Here is a 25,627-nt window from a genome sequence, read left to right as displayed (position 1 = left end):
GGGATAGCTAGATGCGGAAGCGCGAGGTCGCCTGCCGGAGATCGGTGTCGACCACCACCAGCTGCTCGCCCATGCGGGCGGTGGCGGTGGTGCTGTCCGCGCTGGACTGGGTATCGCTCTGCAGGCGGCGGGTGTCGCTGCTGATCGAATCGGAAAGGCTCAGCTGCTCGCCGGTGAGCAGGGCGATCTGAGCGTTGTAGTCATTGATGCGCGCCACGGCCTGGGCGATGCCTTCGAGCATGGCAGTGGCGGCCTGGGAGCTGCTGGCGCTGACCTGCGCCTGGGTATGGCTGCCCTGCATGGCCTGCAGCACGCGCTGGGCGTTGCCCTGCAGGCGTTCGATGATCTGCTGGATCTCGGCGGTGGAGCGCGCGGTCTTCTGCGCCAGATTGCGCACCTCGTCGGCCACCACGGCAAAGCCGCGGCCCTGTTCACCGGCGCGCGCGGCCTCGATGGCGGCGTTGAGCGCCAGCAGATTGGTCTGCTCGGCGATGGATTTGATCACGTCCAGCACCAGCCCGACCTGGCGGGTTTCCTGTTCCAGCTGCTGCATGGACTCGGCCGACTGGCGCACGCTGTCGTCCAGTTCGCCCATGTTGCGCGACAGCTGGCCGATGCTGGTACGGGCAGCGGCGGACTGCTCGGCCGCGGCGGAGGCCTGGTCGGCGGCCTCGCGCGAGCGGTCGGCTACCTCGTGCAGGTTGGTGTTCATGGTCTGGATGTCACGGCCGATGGACTCGGTGTGACCCTGCTGGGAACGGGCGTTGTTCTCCACCGTCTGGGTGAGTCTATAGAGCTCGCCGGACACCTGGCCCAGCGGATGGGCGGCATCGACGATGGCCTTGATGGTGCCCTGCAGCTGATCGAGAAAGACGTTGAACAGCGCGGTCATCTGGCCGATCTCGTCCCGCGAGCCGACCTGCAGGCGGCGGGTGAGGTCACCGTCGCCCTCGGCGATGGCGCGCAGCGAGGCGATCACCTCGCGCACGCTGCCGAGTACGCTGCGGATGGTTAGCACCGCGGCGCCGGCCAGGATCACCACCAGTAGTAGGCTCAGCCAGATACCCACCCGGGTGGTGTCGGCGTTCTGGTCGCGAGCCTGGGCCAGGGTCTGCTGGAAGTCGGTATAGGCATGGCTGCGCAGGGTGGTGCCCAGCTGCTGGGCGGCGGCGAGATCCGTGGCCATGCGGTCCAGGTTGGGTCGCAGGGAGTCGAAGGAGCCGCTGCCCTTGATCAGCTGCTCGGAGGCGCCCAGGGCATTGTCCGCATAGCGATGGATGCCCTGGCGCCAGCCGGATATCTCGTCGTTGCGCGCCGAGGTCTGACGGGTGAGGTCGGCCATTTCCTGCAGGCGGTGGTCGATGTCATCGACTACCTTGCGCGCCTCGCCCAGGGTTTCCAGCTCACTGGCGGTCACCGCGCTGTTGAACAGGCCGGGCAAACGGGAAAACTGGAAGAGTACGGCGTCAGCCTTTTCCAGCAGCGGATAGCTGTGATTTTCCAGCTGGTCGAGGCGTTGATCGTTGCCAGCCAGCTGGGCCGAGGTGTAGGCCACGTAGAGCAGCAGGCCCAGCAGAGCGGCAGCGGGCAGCAGCGACAGCTTGAGCGTCAGCGACAGGTTACGGAACATCTACACCTCGGAAAGCTTGGGCAGTAGCGAGCAGCGAGGTGCGGCGCCCTCTTTTCAGCGAGGGCTGCCAGTGGTCATGTCCTGACCGGTCACCACGTCCTGTTGGCCTCGCAAACGTGATCAAGCGAAGCCGTCACATTTTCGACATCTGTTTGTAAAACTTAAGAGGGCCAAAGGTTATTGCGATTATTGGCGATGGACGTTGCGAAAGCGGGTGTAGACGGTCATCTTCGGGATTTTCCGACTCTGTAGCCGTGCCATGACCCCGGAGTTCTCCCAGATAGCGTCCTGGTTGAAGACTGACGCCGAGCGTCTGCGCCTGCTGCGCGTCCTCGCCGACCTGCACCTGCCCGACGCCTGGCTGGCCGCGGGCTTCGTACGCAACCTGGTGTGGGATCGACTGCATGGCCACGCCGAGTCGACGCCGCTGGCGGATCTGGATGTCATCTATTTCGACGCGACTGACTGCCGGCCCGGGCGGGACAGGGAAATCGAAGCGCTGTTGGCGGCGCAAGCGCCGGGCTGGCCCTGGTCAGTGAAGAATCAGGCGCGGATGCATTTGCGTAAAGGTGATCGCCCTTATCGCGACTGTCGGGATGCCATGGCCCACTGGCCCGAGGTGGAAACGGCCCTGGCCGCGCGCCTGACCGCCGACGGCGAGCTCGAAGTGGTCAGCCCCTTCGCCCAGGAAGGGCTTTTCGCCCTTCATCTCACGCCCAATCCCTGGCGTCCACGACCTGAAGCCTTTCGCCAGCGGCTCGCGACCAAGGGCTGGCTGGAGCGTTGGCCGCGGTTGCGTATTCAAACCGCTTGAGGAGGGGGGGCTCCCGCGGGTGTGGGTCAGGCGCGTCGCCCGTGGCCTTCCGGCAACGCGGCCCGATCGAGTTCGAAGCCTTGCGGCCGGGGTGCGGCCAGGCGATTCCCGAGCATCGCCTGGCCCGGGTCTCAGACCCTGAAGCGCGACGTCAGCTCTTGCAGCTGCAGGCTCAGGTTGGCCAGTTCGGTGCTGGAGCCGGCGGTTTTCTCGGTGGCGGCGGCGGTCTGGTCGGCCACTTCGTGGACCTTGACCACGCTGCGGCTGATGTTTTCACTGGCCGCACTCTGTTGCTCGACCGCGGTGGCGATCTGCTCGTTCATGGCCTCGATCTCGCTCACCGCACTGCTGACGCTGCCCAGCACCACGCCTGCCTGGCGGGTCAGGTCGACGCTTTCGCCGGTCAGCTCGATATTGCGGTCGAGGGCGGCGCTCATCTTGTCGGTGCTGCCGTGCAGTCGGGTGATGAGGCTGGCGATCTCGTCGGTGGAGGTGCGCGTACGCTGCGCCAGGCCGCGCACCTCGTCGGCGACCACGGCGAAGCCACGTCCGGCTTCACCGGCGCGAGCGGCCTCGATGGCGGCGTTGAGCGCCAGCAGATTGGTCTGCTCGGCGACCGCCTTGATCACGTCCAGCACGCCGCCGATGCGGTCGGCATCCTGCCTGAGCAACTCCATGGTGGCCTGGGTGCTGTCCACTTCCTGGGCCAGGCTCTGAATCTGAGTGGCGACCTGGTTGACCATCTCGTCACCCTCCCGGGTCTTGAGCGTGGCCTCGCGGGCGGTGGTCGACGCCTGTTCGGCATTGCGCGCCACCTCGTTGATGGTGGCGCTCATCTGCTGCATGGCGGTGGCGATCTGCTCGGTCTCCATCTTCTGCGCCGAGGCGCCAGCGCGCGTCTGCTCGGTGACGGCGGAGAGTTCTTCGGCGGCACTGGCGACCTGGATGACGCCGTCCTTCTGCTCGCGGATCAGGTCGCTCAGATTGACGATCATGCGCTGCATGGCCGCCTGCAACTGGCCGATCTCGTCCTTGCGCGCTGCCTCGATCTGCACGGTCAGGTCGCCGGCAGCGAGCTGTTCCACGGTCACCAGGGTCTGGCGCAGCGGCGTCACGATGGAGCGGGTGATGACCCAGGCCGCGACCAGGCTGAGCAGTACCGCCAGCAGCAGCCCGCCAAAGAGCATCAGCTTGGCTTCGCGGATATCGTCGAGGCGGAACTGGCTCTGTAGCTGCTTCATCTCGTCGGAGGTCTTGAGCAACATCTGGATATGCTGGTAGAGCCCCTGATTGACGTCCTGGTACGCCTTCTGGACGCTGAACAGCTGCTGGACCTGACGCTGGTACTCGTCGAGAAGTCCTGGCAGCTGCTGCAATTCCGGGGTCGGAGGCAAGGTCTTGAGCACGTCACCGGTCTTGGTCAGGGACGCCAGCAAGGCTTCCTGTTGTGGCCCGGCGGACTTGAGCACATAGAGGTGCAAGTGGATCCGCAGTTGCTGCAGCGCCGCCAGCAGGGAGGGCAGCTGGGCGCTGGCTTGATCGCGCTCACGATCCAGGGCGCTGGATGCCTCCTGCAATCGCTGGTCCATCATGTCGCCCGTATCGCGAATGTCCTGGATCGCGGTGGTGCGATCCTGGGTCACCTTGAGCGCCTGCTGATAGATATCGCGGTATTCCCTGAGGGTCTGTTCGGTACGGGCCAGTAGTGCTGTGCTTTCCGGACGTTTGAACAGTGGACGGACATTCTCTAGTTGCTGTTCGAGGGCATCGATGCCGCCTTTCCAGCGAGCGGCCTGGTCGGCTTCCGGCATGAGGGCGAAATCCTTGCGGGCATTGCGCATGTCGCGGGCGAGTAGACCGATTTGGGTGAACTGTTCGATCAGGTTGCCGCGTCGGCCCAGGGCCTGGATGCCGTCCCAGCCGGCATAGGCGATAGCCAGGGACAGAATGATCAGGATGGTAAAGCCGGAAAACAGCTTCGTACGAACACTCATGTTGCTCATCTTCATGGGGCTATTTCCAATGTTCGGCGGAAAGTTCCGGAGTTTGAGAGGGGCGGAGGGCGTCGGATTCTAGCCGAGGGTAATGTAAAAAAGTTAGGTGTTTACAACCTTTAAATAATGGTAAGTCTAATTCTTATATATCAATATCAAGAGTGATTTCGTTTCCAGGCATTCGCTGTTATCGCTATTGATATATATAGAATTTTTAGTCGAAATTTGGCCTTGGACAATCCGTGTTAGTTGAGGGATTGCTTTTTATTAGTCTGGCTTTAGAGATATGACCAAAAGGCAGGAGCAGAGGCCCTGGCCTGTATCCGGAGAGAAGGGGATTTGGCGGGACGGTTCTTCGCTGGCGGCCAGCGGCTCCCGCTCGCGCAGACGGCGATGAACACCTTCGCCGCTCTCATCGACTGTCCGGCGAACCCTGGAATGCCGCTAGACTCCATAGAAGGTCATTCGCTTTCCCTCTCCGGCAAGGAATCCCCATGTCCACCACGGAGCGTCGCCGCGCCTTTCTTCAGCATCCGGGCTTTTCGCGGCTGTTCGCACCCGGGCGCCTGACCCTAGGCTTTCTGCTGCCACTGGAGGGCTATCCCGACGATCCCATGCCGACCCTGCGCGACCACGCCCGCCTGGCGCGGCTGGCCGACCAGCTGGGCTTCGCGGCGCTCTGGGCGCGCGACGTGCCCTTCTACGATCCCGGCTTCAACGATGCCGGCCAGGTGTTCGAGCCCTTCACCTATCTCGGCTATCTGGCGGGCATCACCCAGCACCTGACCCTGGCCACCGGCAGCGCCGTCATCACCCTGCGCCATCCGCTGCACCTGGCCAAGATGGCGGCTTCGGTCGACCAGTTGAGCGATGGCCGGCTGGTGCTGGGCGTGGCCTCCGGCGACCGTCCGGTGGAATACCCGGCCTTCGGCCTGGAGAGTGAATTCGAGCGGCGGGGCGAGCGCTTTCGCGATGCCTTCGAGATGTTTCGCCTGGCCGGCGAGACTAATTTCCCGCTGGGGGCCTTTCGCCGCTTCGGCGATCTGCAGGGGCTGGCCGATCTGGTGCCCAAACCCGTGCATGGGCGCATTCCGGCGCTGGTCACCGGGCGCAGTCGGCAAACAGTGGACTGGATCGCCGCCAAGGCCGATGGCTGGTTCTATTACTTCGTACCGGCCGAACATGTTCCGGCGCTGACGCGGGTCTGGCGCGAGGCGCTGGACGAGATCGGCGGGCGCGAGCTGTTCAAGCCCTTCGCCCAGGGGCTGTTCTTCGAGCTGGCCAGCGATCCGGCCCAGCCGCCTCGGCCCATCCATGCCGGCTTGTCCTGCGGGCGGCGGGCGTTGGTGGACTACCTTGGTCAGTTGCAGGAAGCCGGCGTCAATCACCTGGCCCTCAACCTGCGCCCCTCACGGCGTCCGGCCAGCGAAGTGGTCCAGGAACTGGGCGAATTCGTGCTCCCGCAGTTTCCTTCCCTGCAGCCGTAGCGATCGTCGCGGTGTGGCGCCAGGTAACACTTGTCTGGCTAACGATTCCCGGTCGTCGTCACCTGGGCAGGCGATTCCCCTGTAGTAGGGGTTCAACCGGGTCGCACCCCTTGGCCTGATCTCTGCATAACCTTCCGTTCTGTTACCCAGCTTTTGGTGCAACCGGATCGACGGTAGAACCTTGCGGGTTGCACTTGGTTGCACTTTTCTTTCGAGCGGCGCTAAGCTGCGCCGAATTTCGACGCCTTCTTGCTTGAGGACCTGCGCATGGCCACTACCACCACCCTGGGCGTAAAGCTCGACGAAGCCACCCGCGATCGCCTCAAGGAAGCGGCGCGCCGTATCGACCGGACGCCCCACTGGCTGATCAAGCAGGCCATCTTCACCTACCTGGAAACCCTGGAAAGCGGCGCGACCCTGGCCGATCTGCAGGGCATCGCCCAGCGCCTGGCCGAGGGTGACAACGAAGCCGTCGAGGCGTTGGCCGATCCGGTCTACCAGCCGTTCCTGGAATTCGCCGAGAGCATCCTGCCGCAGTCGGTGCTGCGCTCGGCCATCACCGCGGCCTATCGCCGGCCGGAAGAAGAGCTGCTGCCGCTGCTGCTGGAGCAGGCGCGCCTGCCGGCGGCCCAGGCCAAGGCCACCCATGAACTGGCTCACCGCATCGCCGAGAAGCTGCGTAATGCCAAGGGTGCAACCGGGCGCTCCGGAATGGTGCAGAGTCTGCTCCGTGAATTCTCGCTGTCGTCCCAGGAGGGCGTGGCCCTGATGTGCCTGGCCGAAGCCCTGCTGCGCATCCCCGACAAGGGCACCCGCGATGCGCTGATCCGCGACAAGATCAGCACCGGCAACTGGCAGCCGCACCTGGGCAACAGCCCCTCGCTGTTCGTCAACGCCGCCACCTGGGGCCTGCTGCTGACCGGCCGCCTGGTCTCGACCCACAACGAGGCCGGCCTCACCAGTTCGCTCAATCGCCTCATCGGCAAGAGCGGCGAGCCGGTGATCCGCAAGGGCGTGGACATGGCCATGCGCCTGATGGGCGAGCAGTTCGTCACCGGCGAGACCATCGCCGAAGCCCTGGCCAACGCCAGCAAGTTCGAGGCGAAAGGCTTCCGCTACAGCTACGACATGCTCGGCGAAGCCGCCCTGACCGAGGCCGATGCCCGCCGCTACCTGGCCTCCTACGAGCAGGCCATCCACTCCATCGGCAAGGCCTCCCACGGCCGTGGCATCTACGAGGGCCCGGGTATCTCCATCAAGCTCTCGGCACTGCATCCGCGCTACAGCCGCGCCCAGTACGACCGGGTGATGAGCGAGCTCTATCCGCGCCTGCTGGAACTGACCCTGCTGGCCAAGCGCTACGACATCGGCCTGAACATCGACGCCGAGGAAGCCGATCGCCTGGAGATCTCCCTGGATCTCCTGGAGCGCCTGTCCTTCGAACCGCAACTGGCCGGCTGGAACGGCATCGGCTTCGTCATCCAGGCCTACCAGAAGCGCTGCCCGCTGGTGATCGACTACCTGATCGACCTGGCCAAGCGCAGCCGTCGGCGTCTGATGATCCGCCTGGTCAAGGGCGCCTACTGGGACAGCGAGATCAAGCGCGCCCAGGTGGAAGGCCTGGAGGGTTATCCGGTCTATACCCGCAAGGTCTACACCGACGTGGCCTACCTGGCCTGCGCCCGCAAGCTCCTGGCGGCGCCGGAATCCATCTATCCGCAATTCGCCACCCACAACGCCCACACCCTGGCGGCCATCTACCAGCTCGGCGGGCAGAACTACTACCCCGGCCAGTACGAATTCCAGTGCCTGCACGGCATGGGCGAGCCGCTGTACGAGCAGGTGGTGGGCAGCGTCAAGGACGGCAAGCTGGCGCGGCCGTGCCGCATCTATGCCCCGGTGGGCACCCACGAGACGCTACTGGCCTACCTGGTCCGCCGCCTCCTGGAAAACGGCGCCAACACCTCCTTCGTCAACCGCATCGCCGACCATTCCATCTCCCTCGACGAGCTGGTGGCCGATCCGGTGGTGCAGATCGAGCAGCAGTCCACCAACGAAGGCGCCATCGGCCTGCCGCATCCGCGCATTCCCCATCCCAGCGCCCTGTACGGCGCCGAGCGCTGCAATTCCAGCGGTCTGGACCTGTCCAGCGAACACCGCCTGGGTTCGCTGTCCGCGGCCCTGCTGGCCAGTGGCAACACCGCCTGGGAAGCCCGCCCGCTGCTGGGTCGTGCCAGCGAGCCGTCGATTGCGCAACCGGTGCTCAATCCGGCCGATCGCCGCGATCGCGTCGGTCAGGTCAGCAACGCCACCCGTGCCGATGTCGACATCGCCCTGGAAGAAGCCCTGGCCGCCGCACCCATCTGGCAATCCACGCCGCCCGAGCAGCGCGCCGCCGCCCTGGATCGCGCCGCCGAATTGATGGAGGCGCAGATCCAGCCGCTGATGGGCCTGCTGGTGCGCGAGGCCGGCAAGACCTACGCCAACGCCATCGCCGAGGTGCGCGAGGCGGTGGACTTCCTGCGCTACTACGCCGCCCTGGTGCGCCGTGACTTCGCCAACGACAGCCACCGCCCGCTGGGTCCGGTGGTCTGCATCAGCCCCTGGAACTTCCCCCTGGCCATCTTCAGCGGCCAGATCGCCGCGGCCCTGGCCGCCGGCAACACCGTGCTGGCCAAGCCGGCCGAGCAGACCCCGCTGATCGCCGCCCAGGCCGTGCGTATCCTGCTGGAGGCCGGCATCCCCGAAGGCGTGCTGCAACTGCTGCCGGGCGAGGGCTCGACCATCGGCGCCGCCCTGGTCAACGACGTGCGGGTCAAGGGCGTGATGTTCACCGGCTCCACCGAGGTGGCGCAGATCCTGGCGCGCAACATCGCCGGACGCCTGGACGCCCAGGGCCGGCCGATCCCGCTGATCGCCGAGACCGGTGGCCAGAACGCCATGATCGTCGACTCCTCGGCCCTGGCCGAGCAGGTGGTCGCCGACGTGGTGGCCTCCGCCTTCGACAGCGCCGGTCAGCGCTGCTCGGCCCTGCGCGTGCTCTGCGTGCAGGACGACGTGGCCGATCGCGTGCTGGAAATGCTCAAGGGCGCCATGGCCGAATGCCGCCTGGGCAATCCGGAGAATCTGGCCATCGACATTGGCCCGGTGATCGACGGCGAGGCCAAGGCCACCATCGACAAGCACATCCAGACCCTGCGCGGTAAGGGTCGCCGGGTACACCAGGGCGGGCGCGTGGAAGGCGATGCCATCCACCGCGGCACCTTCGTCATGCCCACCCTGATCGAGCTGGAGAGCCTGGCCGAACTGGGGCGCGAGGTCTTCGGCCCGGTGCTGCACGTGGTGCGCTATGGCCGCAAGGACCTGGACAAGGTCATCGACCAGATCAACGCCACCGGCTATGGCCTGACCTTCGGCGTGCACACCCGCATCGACGAGACCATCGCCAAGGTGGTGGAGCGCGCCCATGCCGGCAACCTCTACGTCAACCGCAACATGGTCGGCGCGGTGGTCGGGGTGCAGCCCTTCGGTGGCGAAGGCCTCTCGGGCACCGGCCCCAAGGCCGGTGGCCCGCTGTATCTATATCGCCTGCTCAGCACCCGTCCCGATGGCGACCCCGCGGTGGCCCTGGCCAAGGGCAGCACCGGCGAGACCGAATGGCAGGTGCGCGATGCCCTGCGGCAGCAGGCCGGCAATCCGCTGGGCGCCCTGCACGACTGGGCCAAGCAACAGGGCCTGGGCGAGCTGGAGCAGGCCTGCCTGAGATTCGCCGAGGAATCCCTGAGCGGCTTGACCCGCCTGCTACCGGGTCCGACCGGCGAGCGCAACAGCTACAGCCTGCTGCCGCGCAGCCGGGTACTGTGCCTGGCGGCCGACGAAAGCGATCTGCTGCTGCAACTGGCGGCGGTCATGGCGGTGGGCAGCACGGCCCTGATCGAGGACGCCCACAAGACGACGCTGACGCGCCTGCCGCACGCCGTGCGCGCGCGGGTTCAGGTGGCGGCCGACTGGCGCAAGGACGAGGTCGCCTTCGAGGCGGTCCTCCACCACGGCGATTCCGATCAGCTGCGCCAGGTCTGCCAGCAGGTGGCCAAGCGCAATGGTCCCATCGTCGGCGTCCAGGGCCTGGCCCGCGGCGAGACCGCCATTCCGCTGGAGCGCCTGCTCATCGAGCGCGCCCTGAGCGTGAATACCGCAGCGGCGGGTGGTAATGCGAGTCTGATGACGATTGGCTGATTGGCTGATTGGCTGATTGGCTGATTGGCTGATTGGCTGATTGGCTGTTGGGCTTCGACGGTGGAGCCGTCTCAACCCAACCTACGGACGCGCGTCGCGTTGCCCCTTCTCCCTTCGGGAGAGGGTTGGGGTGAGGGCGAGGTGCGAGGGATAGGCCCAGGGCTGTTGGGCTTCGACGGTGGAGCCGTCTTGACCCAACCTACGAATGCACGTCCGTAGGTTGGGTTGAGCGCAGCGAAGCCCAGCAGGCAGGCTCGCTGTCTGGCTCCGATAGCAGGACCTAATACAGCGCCCCATACCCCTCCGGCTCCACCGGAAAGCTGCCATCGTTGGCGGCGATCAGCTTGTTCAGGCGTACCGGGATGGCCTTGGCAGCTGGCACCTTGCTGCCTTCGGCGTGGTGCCAGAGCGGGATCAGGGCGTTGCATTCGGGGTAGTAGCCGCCACAGGCCCCTTCCGGAATGTTGTAGGGCGTGACCCGCAGCGGACCCACCTCACGGCGCACGCCATCGTCGGCCACCGTCGACACCTGCACCTTGTCGCCTTCCGCCAGGCCCAGGCGTTCGATGTCGTTGCGATTCATCAGCAGCACCGCACGGGTGCCCTTCACGCCGCGAAAGCGATCGTGATAGCCATAGATGGTGGTGTTGAACTGGTCATTGCTGCGCAGCGTCATCAGGGTCAGGACGTCACGCCCGCGGGCGGGCATGTCCGGATCCTCTTCCAGGCTGCGCGGCACGATGAGATTGGCCTTGCCGGTGTCGGTCTTCCATTCACGCTTGGCCGCCGGCAGTGGGCGATGGAAACCGCCCACCTCCCACATCCGCGCATTGAAGTCGTGGAAGATCTCCGGGAAGGAGCGCGCGATCTCGTCGCGGATCAGCGCATAGTCGGCGACCCAGGCATCCCAGGTGACCTGCGGGTTGTCGGGCAGGGTAGCTTTGGCCAGGCCGGCGACGATGGCCGGCTCGGACAACAGGTCGCCTTCGGGCGGTTCGGCCACGCCACGCCAGCCGTGGATGCAGCCGGTACTGTCCTCGGTGCTGTGGGCCTGTTCCACCCCATTCTGGCGATCGATTTCGGTACGCCCCAGGCAGGGCAGCAGATAGGTCTTGTCCGCCGGCACCAGATGATTGCGATTGAGCTTGGTGGCGATCTGCACCGACAGGCGCAGGGTGCGCCAGGCCGGCTCCATCAGGCTGGTCTCCGGAATGGCGCGCAGGAAGTTGCCGCCCAGGCTGATGAAGGCCTTCACCGAGCCGTCGAGGATGCCTTCGCAGGCTTCCACGGTATTGCGACCCTTGTCCTGTGGCGGGGCGAAGCCGAAGCGCTCGCCCAGCTGTTCGAGCGGCGCCAGCTCCGGCTTCTCGGTGATGCCCACGGTGCGCTGGCCCTGGACGTTGGAATGCCCGCGCACCGGGCAGATGCCGGCGCCGGGCTTGCCGATGTTGCCGCGCATGAGCAGCAGGTTGGTCAGCATCTGGATGGTTTCCACGCCATGGCGATGCTGGGTCAGCCCCATGCCATAGATGCCGATGACCTTCTGACAGCGACCATAGACGGCAGCGGCGGCTTCCAGAGCGCTGCGGGTCAGCCCCGACTGGCGCTCCAGCTGCGGCCACTCCTGGCGCTGCAACCACTCGCAGAAGTCGGCGAAGCCGTGGCAATGCTCGGCGATGAAGGCATGGTCGAGCACGGCCGGTTGGCCCTGTTCGCGCGCGAGATCATCGGCCGCCAGCAAGGCCTTGCACAGGCCGGCGAGGGCTGCGGTGTCACCACCGGGCTTGAGCTGGTGATACTGGGTGCTGATCTGGGTGGGCTGGTCGGTCAGCATTTCCACCGGCGACTGCGGATTGACGAAGGTTTCCAGGCCGCGCTCGCGCAGGGGATTGAAGGTGATGATGGGCGCGCCGCGTTTGCGCGCCTCTTGCAGGTCATGCAGCATCCGCGGACTGTTGCTGCCCGGATTCTGGCCAAAGAACAGCAGGCAGTCGGCCTGATCGAAGTCGTTCAGGGTCACGGTGCCCACGGTCACGCCAATGCTCTTGGGCAGGGCGACCGAGGTGCTCTCGTGGCACATGTTGGAACTGTCCGGCAGGTTGTTGGTGCCGTACAGGCGGGCATAGAGCTGATAGAGGTAGGAGGTCTCCAGCGCCGCACGACCCGAGGCGTAGAATATTACCGAGTCCGGCGCCAGCGCCTTGAGTTCGGCGCCGATGTCGGCGAAGGCCTCGGCCCAGCTCACCGGACGATAGCGGTCGATGGCGGCGTCGTAGCGCAGCGGATGGGTCAGGCGGCCTACCTCTTCCAGGTCATAGTCGCGCCAGCCACGCAGTTCGCTGAGCGAATGCTGGGCGAAGAATTCCGGTCCGCATCTCTTGCTGGTGACCTCCCAGGCAGTGGCCTTGGCGCCGTTCTCGCAGAATTCCAGCGGATGGGGCTTGCCCGGCTTGGCCCAGGCGCAACTCACGCAGGCGAAGCCACCATGCTTGTTCTGCCGGGCCAGCAGCGCACCGGACTTGAGCGGCACCCGTTCACGCAGGACGATCTCGGTCACCGAACGCGCCGAGCCCCAGCCACCGGAGGGCGCGTCATAGCGTTCAACCTTGGGTTTGCCGATCTTGCTCATGGTGCGCCTCACGTGACTGTCTGGCGATGTGCCTGTAGGTCATGGGACGACGCGTCTGGCGGGAAGGTTCTGGTGGTCAGCCAGGCGGTGCGGCGAAGCCCAGCTGGCGCCAACCTTCGTAGACCGCCACGGCCACGGTATTGGACAGATTGAGGCTGCGGCGATTGGGCAGCATCGGCAGGCGCAGCCGCTGTTCGGGCGGCAGCGACTCCAGCACCTCGGCCGGCAGCCCGCGACTTTCCGGACCGAACAGCAGGGCATCGCCCGGCGCATAGGCGATCTCGGTGAAGGGATGGCTGGCCTTGGTGGTGAAGGCCAGCAGTCGGGGCGGCTGCAAATCTGCTATACAGGCCGCGAGGCTGGCATGGGTCCGCACGCTGGACCACTCGTGGTAGTCCAAGCCGGCGCGACGCAGTTTCTTGTCGTCCAGCGCAAAGCCCAGCGGCTCGATCAGATGCAGGCGGCAGCCGGTAATGGCGCACAGGCGAATGACGTTGCCGGTATTGGGCGGAATTTCCGGTTGGTAGAGGATGATGTCGAACATGAAGGGCAGGGCGCCTGGCAAAGCGCCTATGGTACTGCGCCGCCGTCGCGCCGTCGCGAGCGGGGTAGGGCGATGAACCTCTGGCGCCGCCTGGTCGACTGGCTGCTGCGCGAACAGCGCGCTCGCCGGGACGAACTGGCGCGGGTGGAAGATCCCGAGCTGCTCAAGGCCGAATGGCGCGGCCAGCGCCAGCGCCTGACCCTCTGGCTGGCCTCGGCGGCCCTCGGCGCCGGGCTGTTCGGCATGATCCTCGGCCAACTGGTGTACCAGCGCACCCATCCCGATCCCTGGTCGGCCGAGGCCCGCCGCCCGGTCATCCTGGGGGTGGAGGCTCATCAGGACGCGGGGCGCTTCGAATTACTGATCACCGCCGACCGCTCGCTGTTCTACGAACGCTATCGCCCCGACGGCGCCCTTAGCCTGCGCCTGCCCCGCGCTCGCTGGGACGGCGGCGAACGCCAGGGGCGGGTGGCGCGGCCGGGCGGCAGCTTTTCCTGGACCGTGCGCCAGGATGGCCAGGACCTGAAGGTGTTGCTGGTCGGTGTGGGTGGTGCCTTGCAGGCCAGCGACCGCATCGTCGAAGCCGGCGAGGATTGGGTGCTCCACGTCGAGGTCCCGCTGACACCCTGAAATGCCCCGTTATCAGGCAAAAGGCCGCTGGTTTGCACCAGAGCGGAACGGGGTGCGGAGCCGGATTGTTTTGAAGCTTAGTCCTCCTTTGCCGACCCCTGCGTCCTTGCCGAGGAGAAAAAGCGCTCTAGCCTGTGGCTTTCCACTTTTCGCAGACGAAAAAAAGAGGCCATCACACTGGGTGATGGCCTCGGGAAGAAAAGAGGGGATTCCCCAGCCTGCCTGTACCGAGGTCCCCAAAAGGGTAGTTACCTAGAACATTGCAGAAGGTGTGCCAAGTTTTGAGTTAGGTGGTGTTGGGGATTTTGCAGGTTGGGTTGAGCGCTAGCGAAGCCCAACGTTTCGGTGCAGCAGACTCGGCTTTCTTGGTGCCATAGTCGCTCATCGAATTCTGCTGATTTTTCTTATTTCGCCCACCCGGGCGAGTCACTTTTTTCAGTCGCGGCTGCGCGCCCCGGACAAAAGTAACCAAAAACGCTTGCCCCGGTCATCCGGCCCTCCGCTGCGCTGCGGGTGCGCTCACGCCAGCGCCGTTCCGGGGTCGGTCCAGATGGGCCGTCCATAGCCCACTGGACCTCTCGCCGCATCCATGCGGCTCGACCCACTCCACGACACTGGCGTTCGCCCTCCTGAACGGAGCGATTCGCTAGCCTGAAAGTGTTGGTTGAAGAGCCCGTAGCGTGGACAACGGCGAAGCCTTGTCCACTTTCTCGATCAAGCTCATCAGTGGAAAACGCTGCGCGGTTTTCCACGCTACAAATCCTATGAACACCGAAGTCTCAGGCTAGCGCCCCGTCCCCGTCAGTGAGGCCGAGTTCCGGTGTCGTGGCGGGGGTTGCGAGGCAGGACGCCGAGCAAGGCGCGAGGGGCAGGAAGCCCCTTCGTGCCGTGCCCCTGCCACGGCGCCGGAGCGAGGGAAACGTAGCGAAGCGGAGTAACAGCCGTAGGCTGGCCCGAAGGGTGAGCGAAGCGAATCACCCGGAGCGCAGCGGAGGACCGAAACGTGGGGACAGCGTTTTTGGTTACTTTTTTCGCGTTTGAAAAAAGTGACTCGCCCGGGTGGGGGAAACAAAACCTATCAGCAAACCGCGATAATCAGCTTAGGCAGCTATAAGTCCAAACTGGAAACGTTGGGCTTCGCTATCGCTCAGCCCAACCTACAACAGCTAGTCCTCCCCCTCTTCATCCGGCCCGTCCACCTTCATGCCCAGCTCCTTGATCTTGCGGGTCAGGGTGTTGCGGCCCCAGCCCAGCAGCACGGCGGCGTCGCGGCGGCGGCCGGCGGTGTGCTTGAGGGCGGTCTCGATCATGATGCGTTCGAAGGCCGGCACGGCGTTGTCCAGCAAGCTGGACTGGCCGCGGGTGAGGGCCTGGTCGGCCCACTGGCGCAGGGCCTGTTCCCAGTTCGCGGCGGGGGCGGCGTCCTGGGGCTGGTTGAGCAGCTCCGGCGGCAGGTCGTCGATCAGCACCTCGCGGCTGGAGGCCATCACCGTGATCCAGCGGCAGGTGTTCTCCAGCTGGCGCACGTTGCCCTGCCAGGGCAGGCCCTTCATGTATTCCTCGGTCTCGCCGCGCAGGGTCTTGGGCTCCACGGCCAGTTCCTGGGCCGCGCGCGCCAGGAAGTGGCGGGCGAGGGCGGGGATGTCCTCGCGGCGGTCGGCCAGGCGCGGGATGTGGATACGGATGACGTTGAGGCGATGGAAGAGGTCCTCGCGGAATTTGCCCTCGCGCACCAGGCCTTCCAGGTTCTGGTGGGTGGCGGCGATGATGCGCACGTCCACCTTGACCGGGGTGTGGCCGCCGACGCGATAGAACTCGCCATCGGCCAATACCCGCAGCAGGCGGGTCTGGGTATCGGCCGGCATGTCGCCGATCTCGTCGAGGAACAGGGTGCCACCGTCGGCCTGCTCGAAGCGGCCGCGGCGCTGGGCGGCGGCGCCGGTGAAGGCGCCTTTCTCGTGGCCGAACAGCTCGGACTCCATCAGGTCCTTGGGGATGGCGGCCATGTTCAGCGCGATGAAGGGCGCCGCGGCGCGCGGACTGTGGCGGTGCAGGGCGTGGGCGACCAGTTCCTTGCCGGTACCGGATTCGCCGTTGATCAGCACGGTGATGTTGGAGTGCGAGAGGCGGCCGATGGCGCGGAACACCTCCTGCATCGCCGGCGCCTCGCCGATGATCTCGGGGGTGCGGGTCAGGTGCGCCGGTTCGGCGAAGCCCTGCTGCTCCTGGGCATGCTGCCCGGCGCGCTTGACCAGGGCCACGGCCTCGTCGACGTCGAAGGGCTTGGGCAGGTATTCGAAGGCGCCGCCCTGGTAGGAGGCCACGGCGCTGTCCAGGTCGGAGTGGGCGGTCATGATGATGACCGGCAGGCGCGGGTGCATCTCGCGGATGCGTGACAGCAGGTCCAGGCCACTGGTCCCCGGCATGCGGATGTCCGAGATCACCACGTCCGGCTGCTGGCGGCCGAGGCGGGTCATGACGCTGTCGGCGCTGTCGAAGGCGACGGTGGTCATGCCCTCCTGTTGCAGGGCTTTTTCCAGGACCCAGCGGATGGAACGGTCGTCGTCGACGATCCAGACGGTCTCCTGACGGCTCATGCGTACTCCTCGTTATTCCAGCGGCAGGAAGATGCTGAAGGCGGTGTGGCCAGGATGGCTTTCACACTCGATCAGCCCCTGGTGCTGGGTGATGATGTTCTGGGTGATGGCGAGCCCGAGGCCGGTGCCGTCGGGGCGACCGCTGACCATGGGATAGAAGATGGTTTCCTGCAGGTCCTGGGGGATGCCCGGACCGTTGTCGGTGATCTCCACCTTGCACACCAGGCGATGGCGGTGGTGGCCGATGGTGAACTGGCGCAGGGTTCGGGTTCTCAGGGTGACCCGGCCCAGGCGCAATTCGTTCTGCTGGGAGATGGCCTGCATGGCGTTGCGCACGATGTTGAGCACCGCCTGGATCATCTGCTCGCGGTCGATCATCAGGTCGGGAATGCTCGGGTCGTAGTCGCGCACCAGGTTGATCAGCCCCTGGCTTTCCGCTTCCACCAGGCTGCAGACGCGTTCGAGCACCTCGTGCACGTTGGTGATGGCCAGCTTCGGCAGCTTGTTGGAGCCGAGCATGCGATCGACCAGATTCCGCAGTCGATCGGCTTCCTCGATGATGACGTTGGTGTAGTCCTTGAGCGCCTCTTCCGGCAGCTCGCGGGCCAGCAGCTGGGCCGCGCCACGGATGCCGCCGAGGGGATTCTTGATCTCGTGGGCCAGGCCGCGCACCAGCAGCTTGGTGGTCTCCTGCTTGGAGAGCTGGGCCTCTTCCTTGGTGATGCGCAGCAGCCGGTCGCGGGGATGGACTTCCAGCAGCAGCAGGGTGTTGTGGCGATCCAGGATCGGGGTCACCGCATAGTCCACCGTGAGGCTGTTGCCCGAGGTGGAGATCAGCAGCGCCTCGCGCTTGGTGAAGGGGTGGGCATGGTCCACCGCCTGGCGCAGCGCCTGCAGGGCCTCGGGCGATTCGGTGAACAGCTCGCTGATGAACTGGCCATGGCTGCGCTGGCCGCTGATGGCCAGCAGCATCTCGGCCGCCGGATTCATGTACTCCAGACGCAACTCCGCATCCAGCAGGATGACTGCAGTGGTGAGGTTGTCGAGCAGGAGTCGGTGGATGACGTCGGTAGGCATGAGGGGCCACAGCGCTATAGGGACGATAGGAAAATGCAAGAAGCAAACCAAGACGCCCCGAGTTAGGGCAGATGGCTGAAACGTGCACTAACAGCCGCCGCACGCCGGACGCAGCTGCACAGGATTTGTATCAAGATGGTGCACAGCCAAAAAGCGCACCAAAGAGGTGCGCTATAGGAAGGGTAGCCAGGATTTCTTGGCTTCGGGCGGTTTCATGTCCAGCGGACATTCCGGCCGCTTGCCCCAGTCCTTGTCGCTGCAGGGATGGGCGCGGCGCTTCTGCTCCAGGGAGGGGCGCCGCAGATGGAAGGGCTGCGCCGGCGTCCGCTCCAGTACGTTGCCATCGGCGGCGAGGATCTCCGCCACCAGGCTGTGGGTGCCGCGGTCCAGGCCGCTCAGGGGAAACACCGGACTGCGTCCGGCGCCGGCTTCCCGGTCGTCCAGCAGCAGGCGGTAGCTGTGACCCGGCTGCAATTCCGGCTCGCTGACCAGGCTGACGATGAGCTGCCCTTCCTGGTCGATCACCGTGGCATCGGGCTCAGGCACCAGGATGCGCAGCATCTGGTAGCGGAAGGGCGCCGCCTTGGGCGTCCTGGCCACCGGCGCGGCGGGAGTCGGACTCAGCTTGCGGGTCGGCTGGCCCTGCTGATTGAGGTTGTTGGGCACCGTGATCGGCACCTGGGTGGCCTTGACGCCCTTGGGCGGCTGGTCGGTGTAGACCCGATTGCCTTCCTTGTCGACATAGCTGTAGACCGCCGCCTGGGCGGGGAGCAGCAGGCAGAGCAGCAGCAGGGTCAGGAGCGCGCGCATCAACGGGCCGGGCTGTTGACGCTGATGCGCTGCACGGTCACGGTCTTCTCGGCACTGGTCTGGACCACCTCGCCGTTGCCGGACAGCACCTGGGCCGCGAAACGGTGCTCGCCGCGATCCAGATTGGCCACGCCGAAGCGGGTGCTCTGGCCGGGGCTGCCATAGGGGGCGCCGTCCACCAGCAATTGCAGCGACTGCCCCGCACCCAGGGCCGGTTCCAGGGATACGCCCACCGAGAAGGTGCCGTTGTTGGCGCGGATGGCCTCATCGTCGGGCACATTGACCTCCAGGCGGCTGAAGGCCGGGCCGGCGGGCGTCGCCGCCGCCGCAGGCGCACTGGGGATGGGCGGCGCCGGTCGTGGATTGTCCACGGTATTGGTGGGTGCCACCTGCACCGGCTTGGCATTGGCCGAGGGCTGGTCGCTGAACACCGTGTTGCCTTCGGCATCCACCGACTTGTAGATCGCGGCCTGGGCGGAGCAGGCGAGGCAGAGCAGACAGCAGGCAAGCAGGCGAGGCATGGCGGAATCTCGGCCGGGCAGTGGAGATCAAGGGTAGCAGGCGCGCCCGGTGCACAGGTAGGCAACCTGGCCGCTGTGCCCGGGCGTCGGTCGCGGCGGTTTTCCCAGGGCAAAAGAAAAGGCCTCCCGAAGGAGGCCTCTTGCCTAACCGCAGCGGGATCAGACGCTGTAGTACAGGTCGTATTCCAGCGGGTGCACGAAGGTACGCACCTTGATCTCTTCCTCGGACTTCAGCTCGATGTAGGCATCGATGAACTCGTCGGTGAAGACGCCGCCCTTGGTCAGGAACGCGCGACCGGCGTCCAGGGCTTCCAGGGCTTCCTTCAGGCTGCCGCAGACCTGCGGGATCTTCTTGCCTTCTTCCGGCGGCAGATCGTACAGGTTCTTGTCGGCGGCATCGCCGGGGTGGATCTTGTTCTGGATACCGTCCAGGCCGGCCATCAGCAGGGCGGCGAAGCACAGGTAGGGGTTGGCAGCCGGATCCGGGAAGCGAGCCTCGATGCGGCGGGCTTTCGGGCTCGACACATAGGGGATACGGATGGAGGCGGAGCGGTTACGGGCCGAGTAGGCCAGCATGACCGGGGCTTCGAAGCCGGGCACCAGACGCTTGTAGCTGTTGGTGGACGGGTTGGTGAAGCCGTTCAGCGCCTTGCCATGCTTGATGATGCCGCCGATGAAGTACAGGGCGGTATCGGACAGACCGGCATAGCCTTCGCCAGCGAAGGTGTTCTTGCCATCCTTGGAGATGGACATGTGCACGTGCATGCCGGAGCCGTTGTCGCCGTACAGGGGCTTGGGCATGAAGGTGGCGGTCTTGCCGTAGGCGTCGGCCACGTTGTGCACGACGTACTTCAGGGTCTGGGTCTCGTCGGCCTTCTTGACCAGGGTGTTGAACTGCACACCGATCTCGTTCTGGCCAGCGGTCGCCACTTCGTGGTGGTGGACTTCCACGACCAGGCCCATCTCTTCCAGGGCGTTGCACATGGCGGTACGGATTTCGTGGTCGTGATCGACCGGCGGTACCGGGAAGTAGCCGCCCTTGACGCCCGGACGGTGGCCCTTGTTGCCGGACTCGAAGTCGGCATCGGTGTTCCAGGAAGCCTGCTCGGAGAAGATCTTGAACATGGAGCCGGAGATGTCCGACTTGAACTTCACTTCGTCGAAGATGAAGAACTCGGGCTCCGGGCCGACGAACACGGTGTCGCCGATGCCGGTGGACTTCAGGTATTCCTCGGCAGCACGGGCGATACCGCGGGGGTCGCGCTCGTAGGGCTGCATGGTGGAGGGTTCGATGATGTCGCAGACCAGGATCAGGGTCGGCTCTTCGGTGAAGGGATCCAGAACGGCGGTGCTGTCGTCGGGCAGCAGGATCATGTCGGAGGCTTCGATGCCTTTCCAGCCGGCGATGGAGGAGCCGTCGAACATCTTGCCGTGGGCGAAGAAGTCTTCGTCCAGCGCGTCACGCGCCGGCATGGTGACGTGTTGCTGCTTGCCTTTGGTGTCGGTGAAGCGCAGGTCTACCCACTTCACGTCGTTTTCTTTGATCAGTTGAACAGCCTTCGACATGGTTTCCTCCAGAGGAATTTCGGCCGGGAGCGGTTGGCGGTACTCCCGGTATCAGCTGTGCCCTTGAGGGGCGCTCCCGTACTGCCTGGTCAGCGACCGGCGTTCCACGAAAAGCGCCCTATGCTGGCCCAGGGGCGGCTGCCTCACAAGAGAGCAAGTTGTATGCCAGTGCCCCTAAATGGGCTGGAGGGCCGTCCTGGCGCCTGTTGTGCCGTTTTCAGGTCAATGGAGGCCGTATTCAGGCACCAATTTGGTGCGCTTAATTCGGCGTATGCACCTTAATGGCGCCTTGGGTGATTTTGTCGGGCGAATTCGAGTGCCGGGTGGTTTTCAGGTATCATATTCGCCCTTTTCTTTCGCGTTGCCCGCCCCCCGTTTCCCGCTCATGAAGCTCATCATCAAGGTCTTTCCGGAAATCACCATCAAGAGTCGCCCGGTGCGCAAGAATTTCATTCGCCAGCTGGTGAAGAACATTCGTGTCGTGCTGCGCGATCTGGATCCGGATGTCCGCGTGGAAGGGGTGTGGGACAACATCACCCTGGAGACCGCGCTCGACGAGCCGCGGCTGCTGGCGGAAATGAAGCAGCGCTTGGCCTGCACTCCGGGCATCGGCCAGTTCCTCGAGGTGCACGAGTATCCGCTGGGCGATTTCGACTCGATTCTCGAGTTGTGCGTACGCCACTTCGGCGAGCGCGTGCGCGGCAAGGTGTTCTCGGTGCGCTGCAAGCGCGCCGGTCGCCACGACTTCTCCTCGATGGACGTGGAGCGCCATGTCGGTGGCGGTCTGCGTGAACGCTGCGGCGGCGCCGGCATCGCCCTGAAGAATCCCGAGGTGAACGTCCGCCTGGAGATCCGCGACCAGCAGCTGTTCATCATCGACGAGCACCACGAAGGGCTGGGCGGCTATCCGCTTGGCGCGCTGGAGCAGGTGCTGGTGCTGATGTCCGGGGGATTCGACTCCACCGTGGCCGCCTACCAGATGATGAGACGCGGCATGGTCAGCCATTTCTGCTTCTTCAATCTCGGCGGACGCGCCCACGAGCTGGGCGTGATGGAAGTGGCCCACTATCTCTGGGAGAAGTACGGGCGTTCCCAGCGCGTGCTGTTCATCAGCGTGCCCTTCGAGGAAGTGGTGGGGCAGATCCTCACCCAGTGCGACGACAGCCACATGGGGGTCATCCTCAAGCGCATGATGCTGCGCGCGGCCAGTCGCATCGCCGAACAGCTGCAGATCGAGGCGCTGGTGACCGGCGAAGCCGTCTCCCAGGTCTCCAGCCAGACCCTGACCAACCTGGCGGTGATCGACAAGGCCACCGATACCCTGGTGCTGCGCCCGCTGCTGGCCAGCCACAAGCAGGACATCATCGATACCGCCCAGCGCATCGGCACCGCCGACTTCGCCAAGCACATGCCCGAATACTGCGGCATCATCTCGGTGAATCCCACCACCAAGGCCAAGGCCCTGCGGGTGGAGCACGAGGAAGGCAAGTTCGACCTGGCGGTGCTCGACGCCGCCCTGGAACGTGCGCGCTTCATCACCGTCGACAAGGTGATCGAAGAGCTGGGCAAGGACGTGCAGGTCGAAGAGCTGGCACAGCCCTTGCCAGGTCAGATCGTGGTGGACATCCGCCATCCCGATGCCCAGGAAGACCAGCCGCTGGAGCTGCCCGGCATCGAGGTGCAGGCCATGCCGTTCTTCGCGCTGAACAGCCGTTTCAAGGAACTGGACGAGAATCGCCAGTACCTACTCTATTGCGACCGCGGGGTGATGAGCCGGCTGCACGCCCATCACCTGCTCACCGAAGGGCACGCCAATGTGCGCGTTTATCGTCCGGCCTAAGCAGCCGGGCCTGCTGGGTGGCAGTATCCGCCACCGCCCTCCCGACCTCTTCTAGCCCTCCGGCCACGTACCGGTCGGCCGCGTTTCGCGCCTTTGCAATCTCCGGCTGTCAGCCTGCTGGCTGAAGCTCCTTCATTTCTATACCGAGAACACCACTGTGATCGAGAATCTACGCAACATCGCCATCATCGCGCACGTCGACCATGGCAAGACCACCCTCGTCGACAAGCTGCTGCGCCTGTCCGGCACCCTGGACCGCAAAGAAGCGGAAAACGAGCGGGTGATGGACAGCAACGACCAGGAAAAGGAACGCGGCATCACCATCCTGGCCAAGAACACCGCGCTGAAGTGGAAGGACTACAACATCAACATCGTCGACACCCCCGGCCACGCCGACTTCGGTGGCGAGGTGGAGCGCGTGATGTCCATGGTCGACTCCGTGCTGCTGGTGGTCGACGCCCAGGACGGCCCCATGCCGCAGACCCGCTTCGTGACCCAGAAGGCCTTCAAGGCCGGCCTGCGTCCGATCGTGGTGGTCAACAAGATCGACCGTCCCGGCGCGCGTCCGGACTGGGTCATCGACCAGATCTTCGACCTGTTCGACAACCTCGGCGCCACCGATGAGCAGCTGGACTTCCCGATCGTCTACGCCAGCGCCCTGAACGGCATCGCCGGCCTGGACCACGAGAAGATGGACGACAACATGGATGCCCTGTTCCAGGCCATCGTCGACCACGTACCGGCTCCCCAGGTCGATCTGGACGGTCCCTTCCAGATGCAGATCTCCCAGCTGGACTACAACAGCTTCCTCGGCGTGATCGGCATCGGCCGTATCGCCCGTGGCCGCATCAAGGCCAACACCCCGGTCGTGGCCATCAGCGACGACGGCAGCAAGCGCAACGGTCGTATCCTCAAGATCATGGGCCACTCCGGCCTGCAGCGCGTGGAAGTGGCCGAAGCCGAAGCCGGCGACATCGTCTGCGTCTCGGGCATGGACGAGCTGTTCATCTCCGACACCCTGTGCGATCCGCAGAACGTCGAAGCCCGCCCGCCGCTGACCGTCGACCAGCCCACCGTGAGCATGACCTTCCAGGTCAACGACTCGCCGTTCGCCGGTCGTGAAGGCAAGTTCGTCACCAGCCGCAACATCAAGGACCGTCTGGACAAGGAACTGCTGCACAACGTGGCCCTGCGCGTCGAGCCGGGCGAGTCCGCCGAGAAGTTCAAGGTCTCCGGGCGTGGCGAGCTGCACCTGTCGGTACTGATCGAGAACATGCGCCGCGAAGGCTTCGAGATGGCCGTGGGCCGTCCGGAAGTGGTGATCATCGAGAAGGACGGCGAGAAGCAGGAGCCCTACGAGAACGTCACCATCGACATCGAAGAGCAGCACCAGGGCTCGGTGATGGAGCAGATGGGTCTGCGCAAGGGCGATCTGACCAACATGATCCCCGACGGCAAGGGCCGTATCCGCCTGGAATACACCATCCCGGCGCGTGGCCTGATCGGCTTCCGCAACAACTTCCTGACCCTGACCTCGGGCAGCGGCATCCTGACCTCGACCTTCAGCCACTACGGCCCGATCAAGGCCGGCGAAGTGAGCAACCGTCAGAACGGCGTGCTGGTGTCCATGGCCACCGGTACCGCCCTGACCTACTCGCTGGAAACCCTGCAGAGCCGCGGCAAGCTGTTCCTGGCTCCGGGCGACGAGATCTACGAAGGCCAGCTGTGCGGCATCAACAGCCGTGACAACGACCTGGTGCTCAACCCCACCAAGGGCAAGAAGCTGGACAACATGCGCGCCTCGGGCAAGGACGAAGTCATCGCCCTGGTGCCGCCGATCAAGTTCACCCTCGAACAGGCGCTGGAATTCATCGCCGACGACGAGCTGGTGGAAGTGACGCCCAAGTCCATCCGTCTGCGCAAGAAGTTCCTGAACGAAAACGACCGCAAGCGCTTCGAGCGTTCCAAGGTCTGATCCCGTCCGGGTGATGCAGGAAAGCGCCTTCGGGCGCTTTTTTGTTGCCGGTTTTTCAGAGCCTGCTACGCGCACGACTGGCGGCTCTGCTAGCGTTTATCCCACGGCCGCGCCATTCGGGACGGCCCCTTCTGCAGGATGCTGCCATGCTCAAGACTACCCTCGCCGCCGCCCTGACCCTGAGCGGTCTCAGCGTTTTCGCCACGGCCCAGGCCGCCGGTTGCGGCACGCCGCGCAATGCCTTCGATACCGTCTACTGCGCCAGCAACCTGTTCGCCCAGAGCGACAAGTCGCTGAACCAGACCTATGGCGAGTTGCGTAAGCAGCTGCCGGCCGATCAGCAGGCCGTGCTCAAACAGAGCCAGTTGGCCTGGATCAAGCAGCGCGACAGCCAGTGCGCCCGCGAGGAAGCCGATGGCTACTTCGTCAATCTGGATTGCGCCGTCAGCCTGACCGACAGCCGTCTGGAGGTGCTCAAGGAGCGCCTGCGCGAATGCGCCAGCACCGGTTGCGAGGCGGGCAAGCTGGGGCAGTGAGGTAGCTGGCGGGATAGGGGGCGCGCCGTTCCCTCACCCCAACCCTCTCCCGGGGGGAGAGGGGTCTATCCGGAACGGGCGCTTGGCGTCATCGCTCCGGAGAAAATCGTAGCCTGGAAAACGGCGCAGCCTTTTCCACTGGGCTCGCTGCCAGGGGGCCCTCACCCCAACCCTCTCCCCGGGGCAGAGGGGGCTATCCGAGCGGGCGCTCGGCGTCATCGCCCCGGATGAAACCGTAGCCTGGAAAACGGCGCAGCCTTTTCCACTGGGCTCGCTGCCAGGGCCCTCACCCCAACCCTCTCCCAGGGGGAGAGGGGGCTATCCGAGCGGGCGCTCGGCGTCATCGCCCCGGATAAAACCGTAGCGTGGAAACGGCGCAGCCTTTTCCACTGGGCTTGCTGCCAGGGCCCTCACCCCAACCCTCTCCCCCGGGGCAGAGGGGGCTATCCGAGTAGGCGCTCGCCGTCATCGTCCCGGAGAAAACCGTAGCGTGGAAAACGGCGCAGCCTTTTCCACTGGGCTCACTGTCAGGGGGCCCTCACCCCAACCTCTCCCCCGGGGGAGAGGGGGCTATCCGAGCGGGCGATCAGCCTCATCGTTCCGATGAGCGCCCACGGATTGACCAGCAGACTCGACAGTCATGGCAGGCCGCTCCGGTCGAATTGCCGACAGCCCTCTGACCTGCCGTTCAAGCCGAACAAATGTCTTCCAGGTTTTTGTTTACACCCAGATACAACGTCA

At 65.1% G+C, this 25,627-nt stretch carries 16 protein-coding genes; 7 read left to right on the top strand and 9 right to left on the bottom strand.

The window, feature by feature from the left end; translation table 11 throughout:
• Positions 1–7: 7 nt before the first annotated feature.
• Positions 8–1,630 (bottom strand): methyl-accepting chemotaxis protein, encoded by a 1,623-nt coding sequence (locus OXS31_RS08715; RefSeq protein ID WP_042135324.1) that lies wholly within the window; start codon positions 1,628–1,630, stop codon positions 8–10.
• A 259-nt stretch (positions 1,631–1,889) separates the two neighbouring features.
• On the opposite strand from OXS31_RS08715, the gene OXS31_RS08710 reads away from it, so the two are divergent.
• Complete coding sequence (locus tag OXS31_RS08710) at positions 1,890–2,444, top strand: nucleotidyltransferase family protein (RefSeq protein WP_267398702.1); 555 nt, start codon at positions 1,890–1,892, stop codon at positions 2,442–2,444.
• A gap of 131 nt (positions 2,445–2,575) precedes the next feature.
• Here OXS31_RS08710 and OXS31_RS08705 read toward each other — a convergent pair whose 3' ends face one another.
• Entirely contained in the window at positions 2,576–4,438 is a 1,863-nt protein-coding gene (locus OXS31_RS08705) for a methyl-accepting chemotaxis protein (RefSeq protein WP_144955037.1), read from the bottom strand.
• Between the two features lie 494 nt (positions 4,439–4,932).
• Between OXS31_RS08705 and OXS31_RS08700 the strand changes: the two genes are divergently transcribed.
• Together OXS31_RS08700 and putA are read left to right on the top strand one after the other, a co-directional pair.
• Positions 4,933–5,925, top strand: a complete 993-nt coding sequence (locus tag OXS31_RS08700) for an LLM class oxidoreductase (protein ID WP_042135328.1) — start codon at positions 4,933–4,935, stop codon at positions 5,923–5,925.
• A gap of 267 nt (positions 5,926–6,192) precedes the next feature.
• On the top strand, positions 6,193–10,161 hold the full coding sequence (gene putA / locus OXS31_RS08695; protein WP_267398700.1) for a trifunctional transcriptional regulator/proline dehydrogenase/L-glutamate gamma-semialdehyde dehydrogenase: 3,969 nt from the start codon (positions 6,193–6,195) through the stop codon (positions 10,159–10,161).
• Between the two features lie 280 nt (positions 10,162–10,441).
• Here the strand turns inward: putA and OXS31_RS08690 are convergent, their stop codons facing one another.
• Positions 10,442–12,790 (bottom strand): FdhF/YdeP family oxidoreductase, encoded by a 2,349-nt coding sequence (locus tag OXS31_RS08690; protein ID WP_267398699.1) that lies wholly within the window; start codon positions 12,788–12,790, stop codon positions 10,442–10,444.
• Between the two features lie 76 nt (positions 12,791–12,866).
• On the bottom strand, positions 12,867–13,334 hold the full coding sequence (locus OXS31_RS08685) for a tRNA (cytidine(34)-2'-O)-methyltransferase (protein ID WP_007161318.1): 468 nt from the start codon (positions 13,332–13,334) through the stop codon (positions 12,867–12,869).
• Positions 13,335–13,406: 72 nt separating this feature from the next.
• Here OXS31_RS08685 and OXS31_RS08680 point away from each other — a divergent pair, with 72 nt between their 5' ends.
• Positions 13,407–13,964 (top strand): hypothetical protein, encoded by a 558-nt coding sequence (locus tag OXS31_RS08680; RefSeq protein ID WP_074583521.1) that lies wholly within the window; start codon positions 13,407–13,409, stop codon positions 13,962–13,964.
• Between the two features lie 1,166 nt (positions 13,965–15,130).
• Here OXS31_RS08680 and ntrC read toward each other — a convergent pair.
• From ntrC to glnA, 5 genes are all read right to left on the bottom strand, one after another.
• Positions 15,131–16,561, bottom strand: coding sequence for a nitrogen regulation protein NR(I) (gene ntrC / locus OXS31_RS08675; protein WP_007161316.1), 1,431 nt, complete (start codon positions 16,559–16,561; stop codon positions 15,131–15,133).
• Positions 16,562–16,573: 12 nt separating this feature from the next.
• Complete coding sequence (glnL, locus tag OXS31_RS08670; RefSeq protein ID WP_007161315.1) at positions 16,574–17,638, bottom strand: nitrogen regulation protein NR(II); 1,065 nt, start codon at positions 17,636–17,638, stop codon at positions 16,574–16,576.
• A gap of 171 nt (positions 17,639–17,809) precedes the next feature.
• Complete coding sequence (locus OXS31_RS08665; RefSeq protein WP_267398695.1) at positions 17,810–18,448, bottom strand: DUF4124 domain-containing protein; 639 nt, start codon at positions 18,446–18,448, stop codon at positions 17,810–17,812.
• Positions 18,448–18,969: a DUF4124 domain-containing protein gene (locus tag OXS31_RS08660; protein ID WP_027600334.1), complete on the bottom strand. Its 522-nt coding sequence runs from the start codon at positions 18,967–18,969 to the stop codon at positions 18,448–18,450. The genes OXS31_RS08665 and OXS31_RS08660 overlap by 1 nt, the downstream gene beginning before the upstream one ends.
• 159 nt (positions 18,970–19,128) lie before the next feature.
• The gene (gene glnA / locus OXS31_RS08655) at positions 19,129–20,535 is read right to left on the bottom strand and encodes a glutamate--ammonia ligase (protein ID WP_017639449.1); all 1,407 of its coding nucleotides are present in this window, start codon (positions 20,533–20,535) and stop codon (positions 19,129–19,131) included.
• 385 nt (positions 20,536–20,920) lie between these two features.
• Here glnA and thiI point away from each other — a divergent pair, with 385 nt between their 5' ends.
• The 3 genes from thiI to OXS31_RS08640 all read left to right on the top strand — a co-directional run bounded on the left by thiI (position 20,921) and on the right by OXS31_RS08640 (position 24,886).
• On the top strand, positions 20,921–22,375 hold the full coding sequence (thiI, locus tag OXS31_RS08650; RefSeq protein ID WP_027598211.1) for a tRNA uracil 4-sulfurtransferase ThiI: 1,455 nt from the start codon (positions 20,921–20,923) through the stop codon (positions 22,373–22,375).
• Between the two features lie 157 nt (positions 22,376–22,532).
• Positions 22,533–24,350: a translational GTPase TypA gene (typA, locus tag OXS31_RS08645; RefSeq protein ID WP_027598212.1), complete on the top strand. Its 1,818-nt coding sequence runs from the start codon at positions 22,533–22,535 to the stop codon at positions 24,348–24,350.
• Between the two features lie 146 nt (positions 24,351–24,496).
• Positions 24,497–24,886: a lysozyme inhibitor LprI family protein gene (locus tag OXS31_RS08640; protein ID WP_027598213.1), complete on the top strand. Its 390-nt coding sequence runs from the start codon at positions 24,497–24,499 to the stop codon at positions 24,884–24,886.
• Positions 24,887–25,627 lie beyond the last annotated feature (741 nt).

Origin of the sequence: Pseudomonas sp. GM_Psu_1 (genome assembly GCF_026544185.1) — a bacterium.
Classification (GTDB): Bacteria; Pseudomonadota; Gammaproteobacteria; order Pseudomonadales; family Pseudomonadaceae; genus Chryseomonas; species Chryseomonas oryzihabitans.
This window is presented reverse-complemented; position numbering and strand designations above follow the sequence as displayed.

Excerpts from the sequence above, each read along its gene's own strand:
- OXS31_RS08715 (WP_042135324.1), bottom strand. The coding sequence starts at position 1,630 with ATGTTCCGTAACCTGTCGCTGACGCTCAAGCTGTCGCTGCTGCCCGCT.
- OXS31_RS08710 (WP_267398702.1), top strand. The coding sequence starts at position 1,890 with ATGACCCCGGAGTTCTCCCAGATAGCGTCCTGGTTGAAGACTGACGCC.
- OXS31_RS08705 (WP_144955037.1), bottom strand. The coding sequence starts at position 4,438 with ATGAGTGTTCGTACGAAGCTGTTTTCCGGCTTTACCATCCTGATCATT.
- OXS31_RS08700 (WP_042135328.1), top strand. The coding sequence starts at position 4,933 with ATGTCCACCACGGAGCGTCGCCGCGCCTTTCTTCAGCATCCGGGCTTT.
- putA (WP_267398700.1), top strand. The coding sequence starts at position 6,193 with ATGGCCACTACCACCACCCTGGGCGTAAAGCTCGACGAAGCCACCCGC.
- OXS31_RS08690 (WP_267398699.1), bottom strand. The coding sequence starts at position 12,790 with ATGAGCAAGATCGGCAAACCCAAGGTTGAACGCTATGACGCGCCCTCC.
- OXS31_RS08685 (WP_007161318.1), bottom strand. The coding sequence starts at position 13,334 with ATGTTCGACATCATCCTCTACCAACCGGAAATTCCGCCCAATACCGGC.
- OXS31_RS08680 (WP_074583521.1), top strand. The coding sequence starts at position 13,407 with ATGAACCTCTGGCGCCGCCTGGTCGACTGGCTGCTGCGCGAACAGCGC.
- ntrC (WP_007161316.1), bottom strand. The coding sequence starts at position 16,561 with ATGAGCCGTCAGGAGACCGTCTGGATCGTCGACGACGACCGTTCCATC.
- glnL (WP_007161315.1), bottom strand. The coding sequence starts at position 17,638 with ATGCCTACCGACGTCATCCACCGACTCCTGCTCGACAACCTCACCACT.
- OXS31_RS08665 (WP_267398695.1), bottom strand. The coding sequence starts at position 18,448 with ATGCGCGCGCTCCTGACCCTGCTGCTGCTCTGCCTGCTGCTCCCCGCC.
- OXS31_RS08660 (WP_027600334.1), bottom strand. The coding sequence starts at position 18,969 with ATGCCTCGCCTGCTTGCCTGCTGTCTGCTCTGCCTCGCCTGCTCCGCC.
- glnA (WP_017639449.1), bottom strand. The coding sequence starts at position 20,535 with ATGTCGAAGGCTGTTCAACTGATCAAAGAAAACGACGTGAAGTGGGTA.
- thiI (WP_027598211.1), top strand. The coding sequence starts at position 20,921 with ATGAAGCTCATCATCAAGGTCTTTCCGGAAATCACCATCAAGAGTCGC.
- OXS31_RS08640 (WP_027598213.1), top strand. The coding sequence starts at position 24,497 with ATGCTCAAGACTACCCTCGCCGCCGCCCTGACCCTGAGCGGTCTCAGC.